Raw genomic sequence first — 17,460 nt, 5'->3', positions numbered from 1 at the left:
GGCCGGTCGGCGATGATCGGGGGCATGACGGATGACGATGATCTGACGAAGCGGCTGCTGGCGGCGGGGCGGGCGGCGGATCGGATGCTCTCGCCCGGCGCGCGGGAGGCGACCGTCGGGGAGCTGCTGGCGGGGCTGGCCGCGCCGGATCCCGACGAGCCGGCCGACGTGTACGGGGACGGGGTGGTGACCCGGCTGGAGCGGCGGGTGGCGGAGCTGCTGGGCACGGAGGACGCGGCGTTCTTCCCGTCGGGGACGATGGCCCAGCAGATCGCGCTGCGCTGCTGGGCGGGGCGGACCGGGAACCCGGTGGTCGCACTGCACCCGATGAGCCATCCCGAGCTGTGGGAGGGCGGCGCGCTGTCGCTGGTCTCGGGCCTGCGGACGGTGTACCCGACGACGGACCCGCGCCAGCCGACGGCGGAGGAGGTCGCGGACCTGGCGGAGCCCTTCGGCACGCTGATGCTGGAGCTCCCGCTGCGCGACCCGGGCTTCCTCCTCCCCACCTGGGAGGAGCTCCGGGCGCTGGTCGACGCGGCCCGCGAACGGGACGCGGTGGTCCATTTCGACGGGGCCCGGCTGTGGGAGTCGACCGTGCACTTCGGGCGGCCGCTCCAGGAGATCGCCGCTCTCGCGGACTCCGTGTACGTCTCGTTCTACAAGTCGCTCGGCGGCCTCGGCGGCGCGGCCCTGGCGGGCTCCTGCGCCCTGATCGCGGAGGCGCGGGTCTGGCGCCACCGGTACGGGGGCCAGATCTTCCGCCAGTTCCCGCAGGCCCTGTCGGCGCTGGCCGGCCTGGACGGGGAGCTCCCGCGCCTGCCGTCGTACGTGGCCCAGGCCCGCACGGTGGCTTCGGCACTGGCCGAGGCGCTGGCCGGCGGCCCGGTCCCGTGGTTCCGGATCAACCCGGAGACCCCGCACACGCACCAGTTCCAGGTCTGGCTGCCGTACGAGGCGGACCGCCTGACGGAGGCGGGGGTCCGCCTGGCGGAGGAGACGGGCACGGTCCTGTTCCGCCGCTGGACGGCGGCGCCGGTCCCGGGCGTCTCGGTGACGGAAGTGACGGTCACCGCTCCGGGACTCACCTGGACCCCCGAGGAGGTCCGCGAGGCGGCCCAGGCCTTCACGGCCCGCCTCTGACGGAGGCGCCGCAGATGCGCAAATGGTCCCGCCACTGCAACGACGCCGCACCGATTTCCGCCGAAGTCGTCGGTCCGGCGCCGCCTCCCGGTTACCTTCCCTGCACGGGAAAGCAACGGAGCCGTCCCCCGGAGGAGACACCATGACCGCTCACCCCGCCTGGCAGAAGTCCACGTACTGCGGCGAAGGAGACAACTGCGTCTACGTCTCCGCGGCCCCCGGCCACCTCGTCCGCGTGGCCGACCGGGCCGACCCGGCGCACCTGGTTCTGGCCACGACCCAGTCCGCCTGGGCCGACTTCCTTGACGCCGTCAAGGCGGACGGGTAGCCGTCGGCGCGCCCGGAATCATGCCGCTCAGGGGATTTTGTCCGATTAGCGCGTATCTTCGGCCCATGCCCACGCCCTACGGATCCCGCGGCGGCATGGCGTTCAGCGCCGCCGAGCTGCACGTGCTCAGGCGAACGCTCGCCCACGCCCTCCAGTCCTCCACGGCCCCCGCCCCCCTGACGGCCCCCGAGGTCCAGGACTGTCTGCGCCTCGCGCAGTCGGTGGACGACGCGGTCCAGGAGGCGGGGCGGCTCAGAGAGTTCCTCCTCGCCGACCTGGCCCGCTACCGCGACGCCCTGCCCGGCAGCCTCTCCGGCTACCTGGAGCTGCTCCAGGACGCCCTGGCCGCGGGGTACGAGCCCGCGCCCGACGACCTGGCCGCCCTGCGCGCCCTGCGGGCCAACCCGGTCGCGGCGGCGCTGCTGGAGCGCTGCCAGGGCATCGCCGAGCGCTCCGTGCGCCGGCGGCTCTCCACGACCCCGCAGCCCCGGACCCGCCTGCTGGCGCTGTCCGGGGGCAAGGACACCAGGGAGTCCAGGGAGTCCAGGGAGCTCAGGGGGGCGAAGGACGGCAAGGAGGAGCCCGCCCGGCCCGCCCCGGCCCCCAAGGAGCCGCCGCGTCCCGAACGCCCCTCCGAGCGGCCCATCCCGACCCCCGGCGAGGTGTTCCCGCCGCGCCGCAAGCCCACCCCGCCCCCGGCGGCCGGGCTCGCGGCCGGGTAGCTACGCTGGGGGCATGGACTACGTTTCCGCGCTCGTGCCCCCCGTAGTGATGGCCGGCTTCTTCATCGCGCTCGTCGTGACGATCGTGAAGAGCCAGGGCGGCGCCAACAAGGCCAAGGAAGACGCGGCCGTCGACGCCGTGATCGCCCGCGCCGAGGCCGCCAAGCAGGCCCGGCCCGGCAAGTAGCCCGCCCGGCCTTCCCGCTCCGGACCTTCTCCCGCGCGGCCGTCCCCTGTAACGCGGCGCCCGCCATTTTTGCGGCGCGTTGCGTTCCGAATAGCCGGGCAATTCCGCACATTCCGCACTATCGTGCTGTTGTGCCTCGCCCCTTGGGAGAACTCGAAGACGCGGTCATGACGCGGGTGTGGCAGTGGAACCGCCCGGTCACTGTTCGTGAAGTACTGGAAGACCTCCAGCAGGAACGGTCCATCGCGTACACCACGGTCATGACGGTTATGGACAATCTCCATCAGAAGGGCTGGGTCCGCCGGGAAGCCGAAGGCCGCGCCTATCGATATACCGCGGTCTCCACCCGCGCCGCCTACTCGGCCGCACTGATGAACGAAGCCTGGTCGACGAGCGACAACCCCGCGGCCGCCCTCGTGGCCTTCTTCGGCATGATGTCCGCGGAACAGCGCGAAGCCCTTCGGAACGCCTTCCGCATCGTGGGGTACGACGACGGTTCGGCCGCTGAGACAGCCGCGGAGCAGACCGCTGAGCAGACCGCTGAGCAGGCCGCCGAGCCGCCCGCCGGGTCCGCCGCGCAGCCCCCGGCCGCGGCGCCCTCCGAACCCCCTCCCGCCGAAGGGGACTCCGCCGGGCGCGGGGCCGAGCCCGGGAGATAGCGTCCGGGCATGGGTGAGTTTTCCGCTGAACACGCAAAAACAGTGACGATCCGCCGTGCCCGCACCGGCGATGTTCCCGCGCTGCGCCGCCTCCTCGACCAGTACGTGCAGCAGCGGATCCTCCTCGACAAAGCCCCGGTCGTCCTTTACGAGGACATCCAGGAGTTCTGGGTCGCGGAACGCGACTCCGACGGCCGGGTGGTCGGCTGCGGCGCTCTCCACGTCATGTGGGAAGACCTGGCCGAAGTACGCACACTCGCGGTCGACCGCGAGTTGAAGGGCGCCGGAGTCGGCCATCAGCTGCTGCGGCAGTTGTTGGACACCGCTCGGACCCTCGGTGTCGCCAAGGTTTTCTGCCTGACCTTCGAAGTGGACTTCTTCGCGAACCACGGCTTCGTCGAGATCGGCGAGACCCCGGTCGAGACGGATGTCTACATGGAGCTCCTGCGTTCCTATGACGAGGGCGTCGCCGAGTTCCTCGGTCTCGAACGAGTGAAGCCGAACACCTTGGGCAACAGTCGGATGCTTCTGCACCTCTGAACGATCACGGCGGCTTTTCCCGTGCTCCGCGCACCTGTGGCCTATGTCCGAATCGCGCACGTTTCCCGCCGCGTTGCGGTCTCGAACCTCTCCCCGGGGGTTTGTGTTTTCCAGGGAAAAGCGGTTTCCTTTCCGCGTACTGCTTTTCGATGAAAGGAAATCCCGGTGGCACAGAAGGTTCAGGTCCTTCTTGTCGACGACCTCGACGGTGGCGAGGCGGACGAGACCGTGACGTTCGCTCTGGATGGCAAGACCTACGAGATCGACCTCACCACCGCCAACGCGGAGAAGCTGCGCTCCGCGCTCGCCGACTACGTCAAGGGCGCCCGCCGCACCGGTGGCCGCGCCTCCGGTGGTCGCGCCAAGGCCCGTACGGCCGCGACGTCCGGCAACCCGGACACCGCCGAGATCCGCGCGTGGGCCAAGGCCCAGGGGATGAGCGTCAACGACCGCGGGCGCGTCCCGCAGGAGATCCGCGAGGCCTACGAGAACGCCAAGGGCTGACCCTCGGCCTCTCGTTCCCCCAGGGCCTGCGGTCCTGTGAGGGAAGGGGCTCTCAGGGGCGTACGCCGCCACAATCGCGCCCGGTGGCATTCCGTCGCCGCCGCCGCGACCAGGCGTACGAGCTCGGGCCCGGCACCACCGTGCCGGGGACCGGCGCCCTGCCCCGGACCGGGCAGGGACGGCAGCAGTGCCTCACACCCCTGCTCGGGGGGTCGCAGCCACACGGCGGCCCCCCGGGGACTTCCCTGGGGGTGTCCCGGCGGGACCGGGGCCGAGATCCGGCCGCCGGCGCCCAGCGCGGTGAGGTCCAGGGCGACCCCGCCCCACTCCAGCCAGTCGAGCAGCCCGTCCAGCTCGTCGGCGCTCCCCGCGGCCACCAGGAACCGCATCCTGCGCCCCGCGAGCGCCACCGGACCCGTGGCGACCGGCCCGCGCAGCAGCCGCTCCCCGGCATCGGCCGGCAGCTCCAGCACGTCGAACCGCACCCCGGTGACCAGCCGGGCCGGCGGTCCGCCGGCGACGGGCCAGCCGAGCACCTCCTCGTACCAGGACGCGTACGCGTCCCGGGGCGAATCCGCGGGTGAATCCTCGGGCGCGACGCGGGGCGGTGGAACGGTGACGGCCATGCCCGGAGCAACTCCGCAGGTGCCCGGGAGTTACGCAGCGCGGCGGCCTCAATGCGGAACGTAAACATCCGTCGAGGTGGAGTCCCACATTCGGGACGCAATCGTGTTCGCCCGTAGCGGAGGGAACCGGTGCCACCGGCATGGAGTGTCAGTCCTTACGGGTAAGACATTCCTAGTGGATCGGGGCGACACGCTGATTTGGGCGGCTTCCGTTCGCCATCGGCGTACACGTGTGACGGGTATCTGCCTGGCCTGCGGGAACATCGTCTCGCACCATCGGGTTGGAGCAGTTGTCGGCTGTTGAAGCCGGTTTTCCCCACTGACGTGGGGGTGATCGCGGACGGATGTCGGCAGTTGGAATGAGCTGTCCCGCCCCGCGGGACTAGCATGCGGAAGGACAGGGCGGGGACCGACCCCGAACTGCCCGACCGCTCTGAGGAGCGATAAACGATGTTCGAGAGGTTCACCGACCGCGCGCGGCGGGTTGTCGTCCTGGCTCAGGAAGAAGCCCGGATGCTCAACCACAACTACATCGGCACCGAGCACATCCTCCTGGGTCTGATCCACGAGGGTGAGGGTGTCGCCGCTAAGGCCCTGGAGAGCCTCGGGATTTCGCTCGAGGCTGTTCGCCAGCAGGTTGAGGAGATCATCGGTCAGGGGCAGCAGGCCCCGTCCGGCCACATCCCCTTCACCCCGCGGGCGAAGAAGGTCCTGGAGCTTTCGCTCCGAGAGGCCCTCCAGCTCGGCCACAACTACATCGGCACCGAGCACATCCTGCTCGGCCTCATTCGCGAGGGCGAGGGCGTCGCCGCCCAGGTCCTGGTGAAGCTGGGCGCCGATCTCAACCGAGTCCGGCAGCAGGTCATCCAGCTGCTCTCCGGCTACTCCGGCGGAGGCAAGGAGTCGGCCACGGCCGGCGGCCCGGCCGAGGGCACCCCCTCGACCTCCCTCGTCCTGGACCAGTTCGGCCGCAATCTCACGCAGGCCGCCCGCGAATCCAAGCTCGACCCGGTCATCGGGCGCGAGAAGGAGATCGAGCGGGTCATGCAGGTCCTGTCCCGCCGTACCAAGAACAACCCGGTCCTCATCGGCGAGCCCGGCGTCGGCAAGACCGCCGTCGTCGAGGGCCTGGCCCAGGCGATCGTCAAGGGCGAGGTGCCCGAGACCCTCAAGGACAAGCACCTCTACACCCTGGACCTCGGCGCCCTGGTCGCGGGCTCCCGCTACCGCGGTGACTTCGAGGAGCGCCTGAAGAAGGTGCTCAAGGAGATCCGCACCCGCGGCGACATCATTCTGTTCATCGACGAGCTCCACACCCTCGTGGGTGCGGGTGCCGCCGAGGGCGCGATCGACGCCGCCAGCATCCTCAAGCCCATGCTGGCCCGTGGTGAGCTCCAGACCATCGGTGCCACGACGCTGGACGAGTACCGCAAGCACCTCGAGAAGGACGCGGCCCTCGAGCGCCGCTTCCAGCCGATCCAGGTGGCGGAGCCTTCCCTCCCCCACACGATCGAGATCCTCAAGGGCCTGCGCGACCGCTACGAGGCCCACCACCGCGTCTCCATCACGGACGAGGCCCTGGTCCAGGCGGCGACGCTGGCCGACCGGTACATCTCGGACCGCTTCCTGCCGGACAAGGCGATCGACCTGATCGACGAGGCCGGCTCCCGGATGCGCATCCGCCGGATGACCGCGCCGCCGGACCTCCGCGAGTTCGACGAGAAGATCGCGGGCGTGCGCCGCGACAAGGAGTCGGCCATCGACTCCCAGGACTTCGAGAAGGCGGCTTCTCTCCGCGACAAGGAGAAGCAGCTGCTGGCGGCGAAGGCCAAGCGCGAGAAGGAATGGAAGGCCGGCGACATGGACGTCGTCGCCGAGGTCGACGGCGAGCTCATCGCCGAGGTCCTCGCGACCGCGACCGGCATTCCCGTCTTCAAGCTCACCGAGGAGGAGTCCTCGCGACTGCTCCGCATGGAAGACGAGCTCCACAAGCGGGTCATCGGCCAGAAGGACGCCATCAAGGCGCTCTCCCAGGCGATCCGCCGTACCCGTGCGGGTCTGAAGGACCCGAAGCGCCCGGGTGGCTCGTTCATCTTCGCCGGCCCGTCCGGTGTCGGTAAGACCGAGCTCTCCAAGACGCTCGCCGAATTCCTCTTCGGCGACGAGGACGCGCTGATCTCCCTCGACATGTCGGAGTTCAGCGAGAAGCACACGGTTTCGCGGCTCTTCGGTTCGCCCCCCGGCTACGTGGGCTACGAAGAGGGCGGCCAGCTCACCGAGAAGGTGCGCCGCAAGCCGTTCTCCGTCGTCCTCTTCGACGAGGTCGAGAAGGCCCACCCGGATATCTTCAATTCCCTTCTCCAGATCCTGGAGGACGGTCGCCTGACCGACTCCCAGGGCCGGGTCGTGGACTTCAAGAACACGGTCATCATCATGACGACCAACCTGGGTACGCGGGACATCTCGAAGGGCTTCAACCTCGGCTTCGCCGCCGTGGGCGACGTCAAGACCGGTTACGACCGGATGAAGGCGAAGGTCAACGAAGAGCTGAAGCAGCACTTCCGGCCCGAGTTCCTGAACCGCGTCGACGACACGGTCGTCTTCCACCAGCTGTCGCAGGAAGACATCATCCAGATCGTCGACCTGATGATCGCCAAGGTGGACGAGCGCCTGAAGGACCGCGACATGGGCATCGAGCTGAGCGGCGACGCGAAGCTCCTGCTCGCCAAGCGGGGCTACGACCCGATCCTGGGCGCCCGCCCGCTGCGTCGCACGATCCAGCGCGAGATCGAGGACATCCTGTCGGAGAAGATCCTCTTCGGCGAGCTGCGCCCCGGCCACATCGTGGTCGTCGGCAAGGAGGGCGACGGCGAAGACGCCAAGTTCACCTTCCGCGGCGAGGAGAAGTCGGCCCTGCCGGACCTCCCCCCGATCGAGGCCACGGGCTCGGGCCCGGACCTGTCGAAGGGCGCGTAACGCGCAAGCGGTAGCCGTACCGAGGGGCGGCCCCGGAACCGAAAGGTTCCGGGGCCGCCCCTTTTCGGGTTGCAGGGCTTCGGTCCCTCATGGGGCGGCAGAGGTCCTGGATCGGTGACAAGCCGCACAGGGCAAAACGGACCTACTAGGGCGTCTCGTAGGCTTGATGTCCGTTTTGCCCCTGTCGGGGCGGGGCTTCGGGCCAGTTGTGGCGCGGTCAACCGGCTGCGTCACACCCTCCGGGCCTACGAGCCCCGGTAGTAATCGGGAGGTTTGGGGATACGGCGGGGCACGGGTTACCAAGGGTGGGCAAGCCCGGCATCCGCTCTCCAGCGTGCCGGGTGGCTTCTTGCCCGAACCGCCCTTGTCCCCGGCCCGGAGGTCTCCTTATGTCCGCGAAGCGCAGCATCACCCGTCGTACCCGTATCGCCGTCGGCGCCACCGCTCTCGGTGCGGCCCTGGCACTCGGGGCCGGGACGACCGCCGCCTTCGCCGACACGGCTCCGGAGTCCACCCTGACCGGCACCGCCTCGCTGGTCGCCGACCAGGCCAAGGCCCAGGCCTCCGTGGCCGCCGCCACCAAGGCCGCGGCTGCCAAGGCCGCCGCCGCCAAGGCCGTCGTCGCCTGGCAGAAGCCGGTGTCGAGCTACACGCTCTCCGCCACCTTCGGCAAGGGCGGCACCATGTGGTCCCACAAGCACTCGGGCCAGGACTTCGCCTGCCCCGTCGGCACCCCGGTCAAGGCCGCGTCCGCGGGCACCATCGTCAAGGCCGGCCCCAATGGCGGCGGCGACGGTCCGGCGTACGGCAACGCCATCGTGATCAAGCACGCGAACAACACGTACTCGCAGTACGCGCACCTCTCGAAGATCCAGGTCCGGATCGGCCAGAAGGTCACCAAGGGCTCGCAGATCGCGCTGTCCGGCAACACCGGCAACTCCAGCGGCCCGCACCTCCACTTCGAGATCCGGACCACCCCGAACTACGGCTCGGCCGTGAACCCGGTCGCGTTCCTGCGCAACGCCGGCGTCACCGTCTGACCGAGGCGGACCGAGGCCAGTACCGAGGTCAGTAGAGGAGCCAGGAGCCCGTCGGCTTCGTCTTCGCGTCGACCCGGCCCGGCTTGAGGGTGTCGATCTGGGCCGGCGAGAGCACCGAGCCGTAGGTCTGCACGGTCTCCATGGCCCCGTTCCACGGCGCGGTCCACTTGTCCTCGTGGCGGGAGCGGGCCAGCTCCAGCGGCCCCTGCGCCTGGAAGATTCCGGGGACGGGGGCCTCGCCGGTCTTCTTCCCGTTGACGTAGAGGGCGATCTGCTTGCGTTCGGCGTCGTAGGTCCCGGTCAGGGTGGAGAAGGTCTTCTCCATCTTCGGGCTCTCGCCGGTGACGGTCACCGCGGTCGCCTCCGCGCCCTGGTCGCCCGTCTGGACGCGGAAGACCCAGGTCGGCTTGCCGTTCACCTGGTCCAGGCCCAGCTCGAACGCGTACGACTTCTCGTTGCCCTGGCTGACGGCGATCTGGCGCCCCTTCGGGGCCCGGTTCCAGACGTGGGCCGAGACGGTGAAGCTCTTGGCCGTGTCCACCACGCGCTTCTCGGACTCGGCGTACGAGTTCTCGTTGCCCTTCGTACGGATCTCGAAGCGCTTCTCGATCGGGAAGACCCCGGCGTCGGGGCCCATCTTCAGCGGGGCCTTTCCGCTGCGGTCCCGGATCTGCGTCGGGTCGTCCTTGACGGTCGGGGTGTTGTCGACCGGCGCCTTGCTCTTCGACCCGCTGGGGGAGGGCGAGGCCGACTCGGACGCGGGCGGGGACTGCTTGTCGTCCACCGCCTCGTTCCCGCCCTTGTCGCCGCCCAGCAGCAGGAACGCCCCTCCGCCGGCGAGCAGCGCCAGTACGGTCACCGCGCCGCCGGTCATCCACAGCCGCTTCTTGCGCTTCTCGGCCGCCGAGCGGTCCGCCATGGCCTCCCAGTCGGGCTGGTCCGGCTGCGGGGCGAACGGGCCGGGGGCACCGGGGCCCCCGGGGAATCCGGGACCGCCCGGGGCGCCGGGCGCCGCCGGCGCGCCCATGTCCGGGAGCCCCTGGGCCCACTGCTGCGGGGCCGGGCCGAAACCGCCACCGCCGCCCTGTGCCGGCGGGCCGGGCGGGTAGCCGTAGCCGTTCGCGGGGGCCGGCGGGACCGGCGGGAACCCGTAGCCCCCGTCCCCGGGGGCGGGCTGGGGCTGCGGGTTGCTGGGGGGATTCGTACCGTCGGTCATGCAGGGGATGCTAAAACACCGGACCGCACGTCCGTGCGACCCGGTCCCGGTCCGATCCCGGTCCGATCCGGCCCTCCCGGCCCGGACCGCACCAACTCCCCTACCCCGACAGCTTGATGATCGGGAAGCTCCCCGTCGCCGTCGGCGCGTGCTCCGGCAGCCACAGCACCGCCACCGCGCCCGCCGCCGCGCCCTCGCGGTCCACACCGCCCGGAGCCGCCACGTTGCGGAACGTCAGCCGGGCGCCCAGCACCCGCGCCTGCCCCTCCGCGATGGTCAGCCCCAGCCCGTGCCCGACGCCCGCCCGGTCCGTCGACCCGGTCCGGAACCGGCTCGGCCCCTCGCGCAGCAGCGCCTCCGGGAAGCCCGGCCCGTAGTCCCGGACCCGTACGACCCGGCCCTCGATGTCGACCTGGACCGGGGGCTGCCCGTACCGCGCGGCATTGGCCAGCAGGTTGCCCAGGATCCGCTCCAGCCGCCGCGGGTCGGTGCTGACGATCTCGTCCGCGACCACCCGTACCGACGCCTCCGGCATCAGCGCGGTCACCCGCCGGCTGACGAACTCGCCCAGCGCCACGTCCTGGAGCTCCGCCCGCTCGGACGCGCTGTCCAGCCGGGCCACCTCCAGTACGTCCTCGACCAGCGCCCGCATGGCCTGCGCCCGGTCGCGCACCAGCTCGGTCGGCCGCCCCGGAGGCAGCAGTTCCGCCGCCGTGAGCAGGCCCGTCACCGGGGTCCGCAGCTCGTGCGCGATGTCCGCGGTCACCCGCCGCTCGGCCTCCAGCCGCTGCTGGAGCGCGTCGGCCATGGCGTCCACGGCCCGCGCGAGGTCGTCGGTCTCGTCCCGTACGACGCCCCCGACCGCGTCCCGCACCCGTACGTCGGGATCGCCGTGCGCCACCCGCTGCGCGGCGGCCGCGGCCTTGCGCAGCCGGCGCGAGATCTGCCCGCCGATGAGCACGCCGAGGGCCGCTCCCGCGACCACGACGGAGATCGACCCGACGACCAGGGCCCGGTCCAGGTCGCGCACCATGTTGGCGCTCTCCTTGAACTCGTTGTGCAGCGACAGCACCTGCCCGTTCCCGAGCGGGACCGCGGCCCACACCTCCGGCACGCCCTTGCGCGACTCCTGGATGTACGTGCCGCGCCGCCCCGAGCGCGCCTTCTCGCGCAGCGCGGCGGGCAGTTCGGGGTCGTTGACCTTCGCGCCCAGGGCGGGCTTGCGCCCGGCCTCGACGAAGCGGGCGATGACGTTCACGTTGGCCAGCTGGGCCTCGCGCGCGCTCTCCAGCATCGACACGCGGGCAGCACTGTGCACGACCAGGCTCAGTGCCACGGCGACGAGCGCGCCGACGGCGGCGATGGCGAGCGTGATCTTCCAGCGGATCCCCGTACGGAGGGTGAAGCGCCTCATGCCTTCAGCTTGTATCCGAATCCTCGGACCGTTTCGATGCGGTCCTGCCCGATCTTGGTGCGCAGCCGCTGGACGTGGACGTCCACGACGCGGGTGTCGCCGCCCCAGTCGTAGTCCCAGACCCGCTCCAGCAGCCGGTCGCGCGAGAGAACGGTGCCGGGCGCGGAGGAGAATTCCAGCAGCAGCCGCATCTCGGTCGGCGTCAGCGCCACCGGGGCTCCGGCCTTGCGGACCTCCATGCCCTCGGTGTCGACCTCCAGGTCGCCGAAGAGCAGGACCCCGCGCTCCTCGGAGCCGTCCTCGCCGTTCGTGCCGGGCCGGCCGTTCTGCGGGCCTCCGGCGTGGCCGAAGCGGCGCAGCACCGCGCGGATGCGGGCGACGAGGACCGAGCCGTCGAAGGGCTTGGTGACGTAGTCGTCGGCGCCGGCCTCCAGGCCCAGGACGACGTCGATGGAGTCGGCGCGCGCCGACAGCATGATCACCGGGACGGTGGACTCGTCGCGGATCCGGCGGCACAGGCTCACGCCGTCCATGCCGGGCACCATCACGTCGAGGAGGGCGATGTCCGGGCGGTTGGCGCGGAAGGACTCCAGACCGGACAGGCCGTCGGGCATGGCCGTGACCACGAACCCGTCGCGTTCCAGCGCCAGGGTCGTGGCCTCACGGATGACGTCGTCGTCCTCCACGAACAGGACATGGGTCTCGGCCATGCGGAAGCCTCGCCTCGGTTCCTCGGTACGTCAGTTCTTCTGGGTGACCGCGGGAGCGGGCTGGGCCCCGCCGTCGATGTTGCTGTAGTCGGTGTGCACCCGGTCCTGCTCGCCGAACTTGTCCCCGTCCCAGCGGTACGTGATCACGTCCTCGCCGGACGGGTACGCGAGCGGGTCGCTCTTGCCGTACACCGGCCTGGTGACCACCAGGTCGCCCCGGTCGATCTCCGCGTAGACGGGCGACTGCTCGTCCGAGAACACATTCTCGTACGTCCCGCCCTCCGACCTGTACACGTAGGAGCCCCGCCCCAGCGCGTCGGCGCAGGACAGCACGTTGACGACGATGTCGGCGACCGAGTTCCCGGTGACCTTCCCGTAGCTCACGTCGATCGGGTAGTCCTTGCCCGTGCAGGGCTTGAGGTCCCGCTTGACCTCGGCGCCGACCTTGGGGTCGGCCTTGAGCAGCGCGACGGGGTCGACCTTGTTGGGGGGCCTGCCCGACGCGCCGGTCGTGGCCGGGACGTGGTCGGGCGGCGCGGCCGACGGCGAGCCGCTCTTGGACACGGGATCGGTGTGGGCGGGCCCGCCGTCGCGCAGACCGGTCCCGCCCGCGCTGCATCCGGCCGCGAACAGCACAGTGCCGGCGAGGACGACCGTCCCCGCCGACATCAGCACTAGTGAACTTCTGCCCTTCGGGCATTGGCCGTTCAGGCCGCGCACCGCTCACGCCCCTCGTACCGGATGGTGTGGTCACCGCGGTGGTCACCGCGCTCCAGCGCGCGCATGTCCAGGTCCCGGCTCTCCAATTCCTGCCGGAGACGGGCCAGTGCGCGGTGCAGGGTGCTCTTCACAGTACCCGCAGACATTCCGAGCGCGGCGGCGGTCTCCTCGGTGCTCATCTGCTCCCAGTGTCGCAGCACGACGACGCTGCGCTGCTTGGGCGCGAGCACCTTGAGGATGTCCATCAGCAGGGCGCGGTCGGCGCGCTGGTCGGAGCCGTCCTCGACGGAGGCGTCCGGGAGCTGCTCGGTGGGGACCTCTTCGAGCTTGCGGGCGCGCCACCACTCGGTACGGGTGTTGATCATGACGCGGCGCAGGTAGGCGTCGGCCAGGGACTTGTCGGCGATGCCGTCCCAGCGGCCGTACGTGCGCACCAGGGCGGTCTGCAGGAGGTCCTGCGCGTCCGTGGGGTCCGGAACCAGGCGCCGGGCACTGCGCAGGAGCGCGTCCTGCCGAGTGCGTACGTACTCTTCGAATCCGAGTACCTCGCCGTGCGCCATCTCAGACCGCCTCCGTCCCGTGCAACCGCTCGTCCGTTGCCTCTCGCCTTACGGATTCGAAGGTACGGAGGGGTTGTCACGGGCCTGTGCGGGCCAGCCTTCGGTGGGCGCACGGACACCCATAGGTTGTGTAACAGTGCCGTGAGCTGGGGTTTCGCCGAGATAAACGGAACCTCAGGCTCAGCTTGTGGCGGGGCTCGCGGGGGTGCTCGCGGCGGGGCTCGTGGGGGTGGTCGCCGGGGTGGTCGCGAGGGTGGTCGCGGGGGCACTTGAGGGCGTGTCCGAGGGCGTGTTCGCGGGGGTGCCCTGCGGCAGCCGGTACATCCCCGCCGCGAGCGGCTCGACCAGCCCGTCCGAGACCAGCCCGTCCAGCGCCCGGGCCCGCTGCACGGGTTCGTCCCAGACGGTGTCGAGGACGGCCTGCGGAACCGGCCCGACCGCGTCCCGCAGTACGGCGAGGAGCTTGCCGCGCACCTGCCGGTCGGTCCCCGCGTACGTCTGCCCGCGCCGCGGCGGCCCGTCGTGGGCCGGCTTCCCGGCCAGCCGCCACGCGCACAGCCCGGCCACCGGGCAGCGGGCGCAGTTCGGGGACTTGGCGGTGCACACCAGGGCGCCGAGCTCCATCGATGCCGCCGCCCAGCGGGCCGCGGTGTCCTCGTCCTCGGGCAGCAGGGCCCGGGCCAGGCGCCGCTCGGCCGCGGTGGTGGCGTTCGGCGGGTACTCGACCCCGGTCGTGGTGCGGGCGAAGACCCGGCGCACGTTGGTGTCGAGGACGGCGTGCCGCTGCCCGTACGCGAACGAGGCCACGGCCGCCGCCGTGTACTCGCCGATCCCGGGCAGCGCGAGCAGCTGCGCGTGCTCCCGCGGTACGTCGCCCCCGTGCCGCTCCGTTATCGCGACGGCCGCGCCGTGCAGGCGCAGGGCGCGCCGCGGGTAGCCGAGCCGCCCCCAGGCCCGTACGGCCTCGCCGGGGGCCTCGGCGGCCAGGTCGGCGGGGCGGGGCCACCGGGCGAGCCACTGCTCGTATACGGGCAGGACCCGGCTGACGGGGGTCTGCTGGAGCATGAACTCGCTGACCATGACCCCCCAGGGGCCGGCCTCGGGGCGGCGCCAGGGCAGGTCGCGGGCGTGCTCCTCGAACCAGGCGATGACCGGGGAGTGCAGCGCGTGGGACGCGTCGGGGGACGTCTCGGGGGAAGGGCTGGTGGATGCAGTCATGGCAATGGCATCCTGGCACGTTTCAGGGCCGTCGCGTGGGGTCCGGGCCGGTGAACCAGACAGCGGCGCGGCCGCCGCTCGCCCGCATGGCGGTGGTGATCGTACTGATCGGACCGGTCAGGGCGGGGACGGCGAGCGCCGCCAGCGCCCCGCCGAGCAGCAGGCCGGCCAGTACGTCGTGGGGGTAGTGGACGCCGACGAAGACGCGGGAGAAGGCCATCAGCACCGCGAGCGGGACGGTCAGCAGCGCGAGGCGGCGTACGGCGAGGGCCAGCGCGACGGCGGCGGCGCCGGCGATGGCGGAGTGGTTGCTGGGGAACGACCAGTCGCCGGGGGCCGGGCAAGCGACGAGCGAGGCGGCCGCCCCGGCGACCGCCCGGCAGGGCCGTTCCTCGTCCACGGCGGACTTCACGAGCTCGGAGGCGACGTAGGCCACGGCGGTGGCGAGCGGCGCGGCGACGGCGAGGGCGACGGCCCGCGGGCCCGCCTGGGCGCGCGCCCGCCACCACACGGCTATGAAGAGGAGGCCGAAGAGCAGCAGCCCGTACTCCGTCCAGACCTCGGACGCCGACTGCACCCAGCCGGGTGCGGAGCGGGCGGAGTCGGTGATGTCGCGGTAGAGGCCGGAGGAGTCCATGCTCACCGACCGTACCCAAAGCCGATCAAGTCCGGCGTGGGCCTCTTGGCCGATTCTCGACGGTCTTGGGTCGGCCCGCAGGATGATCATCGGCAAAACAAGCCGGTTGCGCGGCATGTGGGGCGCGGATCGGGCCGCGGACTCTCGTAAAGTTCCGTCCGTGGGATCTATGCGCAATCCGGTCGGGCCGCTCCCCTCCTCCATCTACTGGCGACGGAGGGCTGTGCTGGCGTCCGTCGTCGCGCTGCTCGCGCTCCTCGCCGTATGGACCGTCAGTTCCGGTGGCGGCAGGTCGAGTACGAACGGCAAGGGCGGCGACAAGGCGCCGAAGCCCGTCACGTCGATCACCCCCGGGCCGGCCGGGACGGGGCCGGCGATCAGTCAGGCACCGGGCGGGCGTGCGGAGTCGGGCGGCGGCGCGGGCAAGAACGGCGAACCGGGCGGTACTCCGGGCACGGGTTCCGCTTCGGGCGGTGGCGCCGGTTCCGGCGGCGGTGGCGGTACGGGCGGCGCCGCGCCCCAGGTCCCGGCGGACTCACCCCTCCCCACCTGCGCCCCGGGCGGTCTCCAGTGGGAGGTCAAGAGCGTGAAGAACGAGTACGAGACGAGCGAGAAGCCCCGCCTCGAACTGGTCGCGCGCAATGTCTCCGGCACGACCTGCAAGGTCGATCTCGGCCCGAAGCAGGCGGTCCTGACCATCCTTCAGGCGAGCACGAGCAAGGCGGTCTGGTCCTCGGCGGACTGCCCGGCGGGCGCGGGCAACGCGTTCTTCCGCGTGCCGGCGCAGGGCGAGACGAAGCAGTCGCTGGAGTGGGACAGGAAGTTCAGCGCCCCCGACCAGTGCCAGACCCCTCCGGCGGGCGCCGCGGCCGCGGACACGTACGTGGTGGAGGTCAAGTCCCCGGGCATGCCGGTGGCCCGGACCTCGTTCGTCCTGAAGCAGGACTGAGCGGAGCCGAGGGGAGCCCGGGGGCCGAGCCCCCGGGAAACGGCGGTCGGACGTACCGTCGTGGCCGGACGTACCGTCGTGGTCAGACGTACCGTTCGAGGATCGAGGATTCCGCGAGGCGGGACAGCCCCTCGCGCACGCTCCGCGCACGGGCTTCGCCGACGCCGTCCACGGCCTGGAGGTCGTCCACCGACGCGGCCAGCAGCTTCTGCAGGCCCCCGAAGTGCTCGACCAGCCGCTCGATGATGGCCCCCGGCAGCCGCGGAACCTTTGCCAGCAGCCGGTATCCCCGCGGGGACACCGCCGAGTCCAGGGTCTCGGGCGAGCCCGTGTACCCCAGCGCCCGCGCCACGATCGCCAGCTCCAGCAGCTCCGGATGCGTCAGCGCGTCGAGCGCCGGCAGCGCCTCCTCCACCGTGCGGGAGCGCTTCGCCGTCGGCTCCGGCACGTAGTCCCGGATCACCAGCTCCCGCTCCTGCTCGATGCCGACCGTCAGCTCGTCCAGCTGGAGCGACAGCAGTCGTCCGTCCGTGCCCAGCTCGACCACGTATTCAGCGATTTCCGTGGCAATGCGGCGAACCATTTCCAGCCGCTGCGCGACCGCCGTCACGTCGCGCACCGTGACCAGGTCCTCGATCTCCAGCGCGGACAGCGTCCCGGCGACCTCGTCCAGGCGGAGCTTGTACCGCTCCAGCGTGGCCAGCGCCTGGTTCGCCCGCGACAGGATCGCCCCGGACTCCTCCAGGACCCGCCGCTCCCCGTCCACGTACAGCGCGATCAGCCGCATCGACTGCGACACCGACACCACAGGGAACCCGCACTGCTTGGAGACCCGGTCGGCGGTCCGGTGCCGCGTCCCCGTCTCCTCCGTCGGGATCGACGCGTCCGGCACCAGCTGGACGCCCGCCCGCAGGATCTTGGTGAGGTCCTTGTCCAGGATCAGCGCGCCGTCGAGCTTGCACAGCTCGCGCAGCCGGGTCGCGGTGAACTCCACGTCCAGGACGAAACCGCCCGTGCACATCGCCTCGACGGCCTTGTCCATCCCGAGGACGATCAGGCCGCCGGTGTTGCCGCGGACGATCCGCTCCAGGCCGTCGCGCAGGGGCTGACCGGGGGCGACCGCACTCAGCGAGGCGCGCATCAGCGCGTCGTGCTTGGAGCTCGCGCCGGACTTCCCGGGTGCTGCTGCCCCGTCCTTGGCTGCCACTGCACTCCTCCGGTCGCGGGTTGCGCCGCCTGCGTACGGCCGGGCGGACCAGCACAAAGTCTACCGGCGTGCGCTGCGCGCCCGCCGTGGCTTGGCCAGGTGCGCCC

General features: G+C 71.5%; 18 protein-coding genes and 1 pseudogene. 10 read left to right on the top strand and 9 right to left on the bottom strand.

Going from position 1 to position 17,460, the window contains the following annotated elements; genetic code table 11:
• The first annotated feature begins 24 nt into the window (after positions 1-24).
• The 7 genes from IF02_RS0118990 (at position 25) to IF02_RS0118960 (ending at position 4,080) form a co-directional block, all read left to right on the top strand.
• Complete coding sequence (locus tag IF02_RS0118990; protein WP_030158490.1) at positions 25-1,140, top strand: threonine aldolase family protein; 1,116 nt, start codon at positions 25-27, stop codon at positions 1,138-1,140.
• Between the two features lie 142 nt (positions 1,141-1,282).
• Entirely contained in the window at positions 1,283-1,468 is a 186-nt protein-coding gene (locus IF02_RS0118985) for a DUF397 domain-containing protein (protein WP_030158488.1), read from the top strand.
• A 95-nt stretch (positions 1,469-1,563) separates the two neighbouring features.
• Complete coding sequence (locus IF02_RS0118980) at positions 1,564-2,190, top strand: hypothetical protein (RefSeq protein ID WP_030158487.1); 627 nt, start codon at positions 1,564-1,566, stop codon at positions 2,188-2,190.
• Between the two features lie 13 nt (positions 2,191-2,203).
• Complete coding sequence (locus IF02_RS35200; RefSeq protein WP_030158482.1) at positions 2,204-2,377, top strand: hypothetical protein; 174 nt, start codon at positions 2,204-2,206, stop codon at positions 2,375-2,377.
• A gap of 131 nt (positions 2,378-2,508) precedes the next feature.
• A complete protein-coding gene (locus IF02_RS0118970; RefSeq protein ID WP_078622174.1) occupies positions 2,509-3,036 on the top strand; it encodes a BlaI/MecI/CopY family transcriptional regulator in 528 nt (175 codons plus the stop codon).
• A 9-nt stretch (positions 3,037-3,045) separates the two neighbouring features.
• A complete protein-coding gene (locus tag IF02_RS0118965) occupies positions 3,046-3,576 on the top strand; it encodes an amino-acid N-acetyltransferase (protein ID WP_030158478.1) in 531 nt (176 codons plus the stop codon).
• Between the two features lie 165 nt (positions 3,577-3,741).
• Complete coding sequence (locus tag IF02_RS0118960; RefSeq protein ID WP_030158476.1) at positions 3,742-4,080, top strand: histone-like nucleoid-structuring protein Lsr2; 339 nt, start codon at positions 3,742-3,744, stop codon at positions 4,078-4,080.
• On the opposite strand, the gene IF02_RS0118955 is transcribed toward IF02_RS0118960, so the two are convergent.
• Positions 4,059-4,706, bottom strand: coding sequence for an SCO3374 family protein (locus IF02_RS0118955; protein WP_051696345.1), 648 nt, complete (start codon positions 4,704-4,706; stop codon positions 4,059-4,061). The two genes, IF02_RS0118960 and IF02_RS0118955, sit on opposite strands and share 22 nt — an antisense overlap.
• Positions 4,707-5,156: 450 nt before the next feature.
• On the opposite strand from IF02_RS0118955, the gene IF02_RS0118950 reads away from it, so the two are divergent.
• Positions 5,157-7,682: an ATP-dependent Clp protease ATP-binding subunit gene (locus tag IF02_RS0118950; protein WP_030158472.1), complete on the top strand. Its 2,526-nt coding sequence runs from the start codon at positions 5,157-5,159 to the stop codon at positions 7,680-7,682.
• 389 nt (positions 7,683-8,071) lie between these two features.
• Positions 8,072-8,722, top strand: coding sequence for a M23 family metallopeptidase (locus IF02_RS0118945; protein WP_030158471.1), 651 nt, complete (start codon positions 8,072-8,074; stop codon positions 8,720-8,722).
• A 28-nt stretch (positions 8,723-8,750) separates the two neighbouring features.
• On the opposite strand, the gene IF02_RS35930 is transcribed toward IF02_RS0118945, so the two are convergent.
• The 7 genes and pseudogenes from IF02_RS35930 to IF02_RS0118910 form a co-directional block, all read right to left on the bottom strand.
• On the bottom strand, positions 8,751-9,938 hold the full coding sequence (locus IF02_RS35930) for a LamG-like jellyroll fold domain-containing protein (protein WP_030158470.1): 1,188 nt from the start codon (positions 9,936-9,938) through the stop codon (positions 8,751-8,753).
• A 100-nt stretch (positions 9,939-10,038) separates the two neighbouring features.
• Positions 10,039-11,352, bottom strand: a complete 1,314-nt coding sequence (gene cseC, locus IF02_RS0118935) for a two-component system sensor histidine kinase CseC (RefSeq protein WP_030158469.1) — start codon at positions 11,350-11,352, stop codon at positions 10,039-10,041.
• Positions 11,349-12,062 (bottom strand): two-component system response regulator CseB, encoded by a 714-nt coding sequence (gene cseB, locus IF02_RS0118930; RefSeq protein WP_030158468.1) that lies wholly within the window; start codon positions 12,060-12,062, stop codon positions 11,349-11,351. Before cseB ends, cseC begins: the two co-directional genes overlap by 4 nt.
• Before the next feature lie 30 nt (positions 12,063-12,092).
• The gene (locus IF02_RS0118925) at positions 12,093-12,731 is read right to left on the bottom strand and encodes a hypothetical protein (protein ID WP_051696350.1); all 639 of its coding nucleotides are present in this window, start codon (positions 12,729-12,731) and stop codon (positions 12,093-12,095) included.
• Positions 12,732-12,769: 38 nt separating this feature from the next.
• Positions 12,770-13,342, bottom strand: a complete 573-nt coding sequence (locus IF02_RS0118920; protein ID WP_030158464.1) for a SigE family RNA polymerase sigma factor — start codon at positions 13,340-13,342, stop codon at positions 12,770-12,772.
• A gap of 309 nt (positions 13,343-13,651) precedes the next feature.
• Positions 13,652-14,560: pseudogene (locus tag IF02_RS0118915) on the bottom strand (A/G-specific adenine glycosylase); the annotation flags it as partial.
• A gap of 22 nt (positions 14,561-14,582) precedes the next feature.
• Positions 14,583-15,197 carry a phosphatase PAP2 family protein gene (locus IF02_RS0118910; RefSeq protein WP_037836621.1) on the bottom strand — a complete coding sequence of 205 codons (615 nt, stop codon included), beginning with the start codon at positions 15,195-15,197 and terminating at the stop codon, positions 14,583-14,585.
• A gap of 223 nt (positions 15,198-15,420) precedes the next feature.
• Here IF02_RS0118910 and IF02_RS0118905 point away from each other — a divergent pair, with 223 nt between their 5' ends.
• On the top strand, positions 15,421-16,146 hold the full coding sequence (locus tag IF02_RS0118905; RefSeq protein WP_324603771.1) for a hypothetical protein: 726 nt from the start codon (positions 15,421-15,423) through the stop codon (positions 16,144-16,146).
• Positions 16,147-16,228: 82 nt separating this feature from the next.
• On the opposite strand, the gene disA is transcribed toward IF02_RS0118905, so the two are convergent.
• A complete protein-coding gene (gene disA / locus IF02_RS0118900) occupies positions 16,229-17,353 on the bottom strand; it encodes a DNA integrity scanning diadenylate cyclase DisA (RefSeq protein ID WP_030158457.1) in 1,125 nt (374 codons plus the stop codon).
• Positions 17,354-17,460: the final 107 nt, after the last annotated feature.

Origin of the sequence: Streptomyces sp. NRRL S-244 (assembly GCF_000717915.1) — a bacterium.
Taxonomy (GTDB): Bacteria; Actinomycetota; Actinomycetes; order Streptomycetales; family Streptomycetaceae; genus Streptomyces.
This window is presented reverse-complemented; position numbering and strand designations above follow the sequence as displayed.

Coding starts and splice junctions, on each gene's coding strand:
- IF02_RS0118990 (WP_030158490.1), top strand. CDS start 25: ATGACGGATGACGATGATCTGACGAAGCGGCTGCTGGCGGCGGGGCGG.
- IF02_RS0118985 (WP_030158488.1), top strand. CDS start 1,283: ATGACCGCTCACCCCGCCTGGCAGAAGTCCACGTACTGCGGCGAAGGA.
- IF02_RS0118980 (WP_030158487.1), top strand. CDS start 1,564: ATGGCGTTCAGCGCCGCCGAGCTGCACGTGCTCAGGCGAACGCTCGCC.
- IF02_RS35200 (WP_030158482.1), top strand. CDS start 2,204: ATGGACTACGTTTCCGCGCTCGTGCCCCCCGTAGTGATGGCCGGCTTC.
- IF02_RS0118965 (WP_030158478.1), top strand. CDS start 3,046: ATGGGTGAGTTTTCCGCTGAACACGCAAAAACAGTGACGATCCGCCGT.
- IF02_RS0118955 (WP_051696345.1), bottom strand. CDS start 4,706: ATGGCCGTCACCGTTCCACCGCCCCGCGTCGCGCCCGAGGATTCACCC.
- IF02_RS0118950 (WP_030158472.1), top strand. CDS start 5,157: ATGTTCGAGAGGTTCACCGACCGCGCGCGGCGGGTTGTCGTCCTGGCT.
- IF02_RS0118945 (WP_030158471.1), top strand. CDS start 8,072: ATGTCCGCGAAGCGCAGCATCACCCGTCGTACCCGTATCGCCGTCGGC.
- IF02_RS35930 (WP_030158470.1), bottom strand. CDS start 9,938: ATGACCGACGGTACGAATCCCCCCAGCAACCCGCAGCCCCAGCCCGCC.
- cseC (WP_030158469.1), bottom strand. CDS start 11,352: ATGAGGCGCTTCACCCTCCGTACGGGGATCCGCTGGAAGATCACGCTC.
- cseB (WP_030158468.1), bottom strand. CDS start 12,062: ATGGCCGAGACCCATGTCCTGTTCGTGGAGGACGACGACGTCATCCGT.
- IF02_RS0118925 (WP_051696350.1), bottom strand. CDS start 12,731: ATGTCGGCGGGGACGGTCGTCCTCGCCGGCACTGTGCTGTTCGCGGCC.
- IF02_RS0118920 (WP_030158464.1), bottom strand. CDS start 13,342: ATGGCGCACGGCGAGGTACTCGGATTCGAAGAGTACGTACGCACTCGG.
- IF02_RS0118910 (WP_037836621.1), bottom strand. CDS start 15,197: ATGGACTCCTCCGGCCTCTACCGCGACATCACCGACTCCGCCCGCTCC.